Below are 6,089 nucleotides of genomic sequence, written 5' to 3'. Positions count from 1 at the left end.
CCCGCCGCCGCGCCACCCGCAAGGCCACCGCCCCGGCCGGCGCGCCCCAGGCGGCCGAAGAAGCCGAGGCCGAGGAGGCCGAGGAGGCACCGGTGGCCGAGGCCCCCGCCGCCGAGCCCACCGAGCCCGCCGAGGCCCCCCGCCGCCGTACCCGCCGCCGCGCCGCCGAGCCGGTCGCCGAGGCGCCCCGTGCGGAGGAGGAGCCGGTGCAGGAGGGGCCGGTGCGCGGTCGCCGCCGGGCGCAGCGGCCGCCGACGGCCGTCTTCCAGGCGCCGGTCTTCGCCGAGCCGATGTTCCAGACCCCCGAGAGCGCCGCCGCCGCCCATGCCGCGGCCCGCCAGGAGGAGCCCGCCGTCGAGCCGGTGGCGGAGGAGCAGCCCGCCGGTGGCGCGCGCCGTCGCCGCCGCCGTGGTGCCCCCGCCGAGCCCGAGCAGGTCGCCGTCGCCCCGGTCGAGGAGCCGGAGGCCGCGGAGGAGGCCGAGCCGGAGACCGAGCCGGGCGAGTTCGCCCACGACGAGGACGAGTCGGCCGAGCGCCCCTCGCGCCGTCGCCGCCGTGGTGGCCGTCGCCGCCGCCGTGGTGAGGCCGCCGAGGGCGCCGAGGAGCAGCCCGCCGAGGTCGCCGGTGCGGAGGCCGAGGCCGAGCTGGAGGAGGCCGAGGAGCGCGCCGCCGAGCACCCGGACGAGGAGGCCGAGGAGCAGCCGGCCGGTGGCTCCAGCAGCAGCCGTCGCCGCCGCCGTCGCCGCCGTCGCAGCGGTGACGCCGCCGAGGTCGAGGCCGGCCACGCCGACGACCCGGAGCGCACGGTCGTCAAGGTCCGCGAGCCCCGCAAGAAGGAAGAGGGCACCGGCGCCGACGAGGTGCAGTCGATCAAGGGGTCGACGCGTCTGGAGGCCAAGAAGCAGCGCCGCCGTGAGGGCCGCGAGCAGGGCCGCCGCCGGGTGCCGATCATCACCGAGGCGGAGTTCCTCGCCCGCCGCGAGGCCGTCGAGCGGGTGATGGTCGTCCGCCAGAGCGGCGAGCGCACCCAGATCGGCGTCCTTGAGGACAACGTGCTCGTGGAGCACTTCGTCAACAAGGAGCAGGCGACCTCGTACGTCGGCAACGTCTACCTCGGCAAGGTGCAGAACGTGCTGCCGTCGATGGAGGCCGCCTTCGTCGACATCGGCAAGGGCCGCAACGCCGTGCTGTACGCCGGTGAGGTCAACTTCGAGGCGCTGGGCATGGCCAACGGCCCGCGCCGGATCGAGACCGCGCTGAAGTCCGGCCAGTCGGTGCTGGTGCAGGTCACCAAGGACCCGATCGGCCACAAGGGCGCGCGGCTGACCAGCCAGGTCTCGCTGCCCGGCCGCTACCTGGTCTACGTGCCCGAGGGCTCGATGACCGGCATCAGCCGCAAGCTCCCGGACACCGAGCGGGCGCGCCTGAAGCAGATCCTGAAGAAGATCGTCCCCGAGGACGCCGGCGTCATCGTCCGCACGGCCGCGGAGGGCGCGAGCGAGGACGAGCTGGCGCGCGACGTCCAGCGGCTGCAGGCGCAGTGGGAGGAGATCCAGAAGAAGGCCAAGGCCTCCTCCACCAGCTCCCCCTCGCTGCTCTACGGCGAGCCGGACATGACCGTCCGGGTCGTCCGCGACATCTTCAACGAGGACTTCTCCAAGGTCATCGTCAGCGGTGACGACGCCTGGCAGACCATCCACGGCTATGTCTCGCACGTCGCCCCGGACCTCGTCGACCGGCTGCAGAAGTGGACCTCGGACGTCGACGTCTTCGCGACGTACCGCATCGACGAGCAGCTGATGAAGGCGCTGGACCGCAAGGTCTGGCTGCCCAGCGGCGGCTCGCTGGTGATCGACCGGACCGAGGCGATGGTCGTGGTCGACGTCAACACCGGCAAGTTCACCGGCCAGGGCGGCAACCTGGAGGAGACGGTCACCAGGAACAACCTGGAGGCGGCCGAGGAGATCGTGCGCCAGCTGCGGCTGCGCGACCTCGGCGGCATCATCGTGATCGACTTCATCGACATGGTGCTGGAGTCCAACCGGGACCTGGTCCTGCGGCGGCTGCTGGAGTGCCTGGGCCGGGACCGTACGAAGCACCAGGTGGCCGAGGTCACCTCGCTCGGCCTGGTCCAGATGACCCGCAAGCGGGTCGGCCAGGGCCTGCTGGAGTCCTTCTCCGAGTCGTGTGTGCACTGCAACGGCCGCGGCGTGATCGTCCACATGGACCAGCCGACGACCGCCGGCGGTGGCGGCAAGCGCAAGAAGAAGGGCAAGGCCGCGCAGGTCGAGCCGCATGTCCACGAGGTCGAGGCGGCCGAGCCGACGCCGGACGGCGGCGCCCCGGAGCTGGAGCCCGTCGCCGTGACGGAGGCTGAGCTGCAGCCCGCGGTGGCCGATGCCGAGGAGTGGTTCAGCAGCCCGGCGGAGGCCGAGGCGGCCGCCGGACGCGGCCGTGGCCGCCGCCGGGTGAGCCGGAAGGTGTCCGCTCCGGCGGGCGCCCCCAAGGCCGCCGAGGAGGCCGCCGCGATCGTGCTGCCGGCCGAGCCGGCGCCGGTGGTGGAGCCGGAGCCGGAGGCTGTCGTGGAGCCGGTCGCCGAGGCGCCGGCCGCGGAGCCCGCGCCGGCCCGTCCGCGCCGTCGGGTGACCCGTAAGGTGACCGCCCCGGCGGGTTCGCCCGAGGTGTCCGACTCCGAGGCGACCGTCGTGATCGCGGCGCCGGCCGCCGAGCCGGAGCCCGCCGAGGCGCCGGCCGTGGCCGCGGAGTCCGTCGAGGGCGCCGAGGCCGAGCCGGAGGCGGCGCCCGCGGCCAAGAAGACCGCGAAGAAGGCGGCGGCCAAGAAGACGGCCGCCAAGAAGACCGCGGCGAAGAAGACCACGGCCAAGAAGGCGGCGGCGAAGAAGACCACCACCGCCAAGAAGGCCACGGTGAAGAAGACCGCCACCAAGAAGGCGACGACGAAGAAGGCGGCGGCCAAGAAGACCGCTGCCGCCGAGCAGTCCTCCGTGGCGTAAGCGGAGGGCTGAGCAGCCGAACCGTGCCCCGGGCCGTCAGTGGCCCGGGGGCCGGTTTGACCCTCTGGTCAAGGCCCCGTAATCTTGACCGTCGGTGTCTGTGACACCAAACCCCTGAGCAAACACCTCTCGGTCCGCCGAGGGAGGCCGCTCGTCCACTCGGATTCCACGGGCCGTCCCGAGCCCGTGTGAGCGGCTGGCATCAGAGGATCCGTTCCTAGCGAAAGAGAGTTCCGCGTGTACGCGATCGTGCGCACCGGCGGGCGCCAGCAGAAGGTTGCTGTTGGCGACGTCATCGAGGTTGACCGCATTTCCACCAGCAAGGTCGGCGACACCGTCGAGCTCTCCACGCTGCTGGTCGTCGACGGTGACTCGGTCACCAGCGACCCGTGGGTCCTGGCCGGCGTGAAGGTCCAGGGCGAGGTCGTGGACCACCACAAGGGCAACAAGATCCGGATCCAGAAGTACAAGAACAAGACCGGTTACAAGAAGCGGATCGGCCACCGCCAGCTCCACACGGCGCTGAAGATCACCGGCATCGACGCTCCGGCGAAGTAAGGGACTGAGGAGACATGGCACACAAGAAGGGCGCATCGTCCACTCGGAACGGTCGCGATTCCAATGCTCAGCGGCTCGGCGTGAAGCGCTTCGGCGGTCAGGCCGTCCTCGCCGGTGAGATCCTGGTCCGCCAGCGTGGCACGCACTTCCACCCGGGCGCGGGCGTCGGCCGCGGTGGCGACGACACGCTGTTCGCCCTGCAGTCCGGTGCGGTGCAGTTCGGCACCCACCGTGGCCGCAAGGTCGTGAACATCGTCCCGGTCGCCGAGTAATTTCGGCCCGGACGTAAGCGCACGTCAGAGCATCACTCCGAGGGCGGACCGCCTTTTCCCGCAAGAGCGGGAAGGCCGGTCCGCCCTTGGCGTGTTACCACAGAGACATCCGCGGAGTTCCGCGATAGCTATCCCGCTTTTCCCGCAGTTATCTGGAGGCACCCACCCATGACCACCTTCGTGGACCGCGTCGAGCTGCACGTCGCCGCGGGTAACGGAGGCCACGGCTGCGCCTCCGTACACCGGGAGAAGTTCAAGCCGCTCGGCGGCCCGGACGGCGGCAACGGCGGCCGTGGCGGCGATGTGATCCTGGTCGTCGACCAGGACGTCACGACCCTCCTCGACTACCACCACCACCCGCACCGCAAGGCCACCAACGGCCAGCCCGGCGCCGGCGACAACCGTGAGGGCAAGAACGGCAAGGACCTCGTCCTGCCGGTGCCGGACGGCACGGTCGTGCTCGACAAGAACGGCGAGGTCCTCGCCGACCTGGTCGGCCAGGGCACCACCTTCGTCGCGGGCCAGGGCGGCCGCGGCGGCCTCGGCAACGCCGCGCTCGCCTCCGCCCGCCGCAAGGCCCCCGGCTTCGCGCTGCTGGGCGAGCCCGGCGAGGGCCGCGACATCGTGCTGGAGCTGAAGACCGTCGCCGACGTGGCGCTGGTCGGCTACCCGAGCGCGGGCAAGTCGTCGCTGATCTCGGTGCTCTCCGCCGCCAAGCCGAAGATCGCCGACTACCCCTTCACCACGCTCGTGCCCAACCTCGGCGTGGTGACGGCCGGCTCGACGGTCTACACGATCGCGGACGTCCCCGGCCTGATCCCGGGCGCCAGCCAGGGCAGGGGCCTGGGCCTGGAGTTCCTGCGCCACGTGGAGCGCTGCGAGGTGCTGGTGCACGTCCTGGACACCGCGACCCTGGAGTCGGACCGCGACCCGCTCTCCGACCTCGACGTCATCGAGGAGGAGCTGGCCCAGTACGGCGGCCTGGAGAACCGGCCGCGGGTGGTCGTCCTGAACAAGGTGGACATCCCCGACGGCAAGGACCTGGCCGACATGATCCGGCCCGACCTGGAGGAGCGCGGCTACCGCGTCTTCGAGGTCTCGGCCGTCGCCCACCAGGGCCTCAAGGAACTGTCGTACGCCCTCGCCGACATCGTCGCCAAGGCCCGCGCCGCCAAGCCGGTGCAGGAGGCCACCCGTATCGTCATCCGGCCCAAGGCCGTGGACGACGCCGGCTTCACGATCACGCAGGAGGGCGAGGGCTTCTTCCGCGTACGGGGCGAGAAGCCCGAGCGTTGGGTGCGCCAGACCGACTTCAACAACGACGAGGCGGTCGGCTATCTGGCCGACCGGCTCAACCGCCTCGGCGTCGAGGCCGCGCTGCTCAAGGCGGGCGCCCAGGCCATGGACGGGGTGGCGATCGGCCCCGAGGACAACGCCGTCGTCTTCGACTGGGAGCCGACCATGGCTGCCGGCGCGGAGATGCTGGGCCGCCGTGGTGAGGACCACCGCTTCGACGCGCCGCGCCCGGCCGCGACCCGCCGCCGCGACCGCGACGCGGCGCGGGACGAGGCCGCTGAGGAGTACGAGGGCTTCCGGCCCTTCTAGCCGCCGCGGCCCGTGCCCCTGAGGGGCTGCGTGCGGAAACCCGCCGCGCTCCTAAGGGCCACGCGCCCGAGCGGGCGGACAAGAGGAGCGGCCAAAAGGACAGGCCCCGGGAGGAGATCCTCCCGGGGCCTGTCCCGTTGTTCAGGGTCGTCGCCCGAGGCCGTAGACGGCCCGCTGAGGGCTAGACGGCCGCGGCGGCGTCCGGGGCGCCACTGGCCTTGCGTTCGGCCGTCTCGGCGGCGTCCACGTCCTCCTGCGAGCGCTGCCCGGGGATCCCGGACAGCCGGCTCTCCATCCGGACGCGGCGTTCGTCGGCCTTCGCGCACAGGGCCTGCGCCGCCTGGTTGAAGCGGACCGAGGACGGCGGGTCGGACGGTCCCAGCAGATGCTCCTTGAGCTCGGCCCGCTCCGCGGCGAGGGTGTCCAGCTCCGGGTTGCGGACCGAGGCGAGCAGGGCCTTCACCCCGTCGGCCTCGGGGGTGAGGATCGTGGCCGCCCGTACGGTCGGGAAGTTCGCCCGGAAGTCGGCCTCGTCCATGCCCGAGGTGTTGGCGACCGCGTACGGCTTCTCGCTGGTCAGGTAGTCGGAGACGACGCTGGAGACATCGCTGATCAGCACGTCCGCCTGGTTGAAGCAGTC

At 72.3% G+C, this 6,089-nt stretch carries 4 protein-coding genes and 1 pseudogene; 4 read left to right on the top strand and 1 reads right to left on the bottom strand.

Annotated elements, in window-relative coordinates; translation table 11 throughout:
- The 4 genes from ACFWZH_RS34360 to obgE all read left to right on the top strand — a co-directional run.
- A partial coding sequence (locus tag ACFWZH_RS34360) for an Rne/Rng family ribonuclease (protein WP_384440518.1) occupies positions 1-3,014 on the top strand: 3,014 nt, incomplete at its 5' end.
- Positions 3,015-3,251: 237 nt separating this feature from the next.
- Entirely contained in the window at positions 3,252-3,572 is a 321-nt protein-coding gene (gene rplU / locus ACFWZH_RS34355) for a 50S ribosomal protein L21 (protein WP_384440515.1), read from the top strand.
- Between the two features lie 14 nt (positions 3,573-3,586).
- Complete coding sequence (rpmA, locus tag ACFWZH_RS34350; RefSeq protein ID WP_384440512.1) at positions 3,587-3,844, top strand: 50S ribosomal protein L27; 258 nt, start codon at positions 3,587-3,589, stop codon at positions 3,842-3,844.
- Between the two features lie 168 nt (positions 3,845-4,012).
- Positions 4,013-5,449, top strand: a complete 1,437-nt coding sequence (gene obgE / locus ACFWZH_RS34345; RefSeq protein ID WP_384440508.1) for a GTPase ObgE — start codon at positions 4,013-4,015, stop codon at positions 5,447-5,449.
- Between the two features lie 181 nt (positions 5,450-5,630).
- On the opposite strand, the pseudogene ACFWZH_RS34340 reads toward obgE, so the two are convergent.
- Positions 5,631-6,089 (bottom strand): annotated as a pseudogene (locus ACFWZH_RS34340) (hypothetical protein); the annotation flags it as partial.

It is taken from the genome of Streptomyces sp. NPDC059008 (assembly GCF_042749045.1).
Taxonomy (GTDB): domain Bacteria; phylum Actinomycetota; class Actinomycetes; order Streptomycetales; family Streptomycetaceae; genus Streptomyces.
The sequence above is the reverse complement of the archived record's forward strand: the minus strand, read 5'-3'. Positions and strand labels throughout refer to the sequence as shown.

Excerpts from the sequence above, each read along its gene's own strand:
- rpmA (WP_384440512.1), top strand. The coding sequence starts at position 3,587 with ATGGCACACAAGAAGGGCGCATCGTCCACTCGGAACGGTCGCGATTCC.
- obgE (WP_384440508.1), top strand. The coding sequence starts at position 4,013 with ATGACCACCTTCGTGGACCGCGTCGAGCTGCACGTCGCCGCGGGTAAC.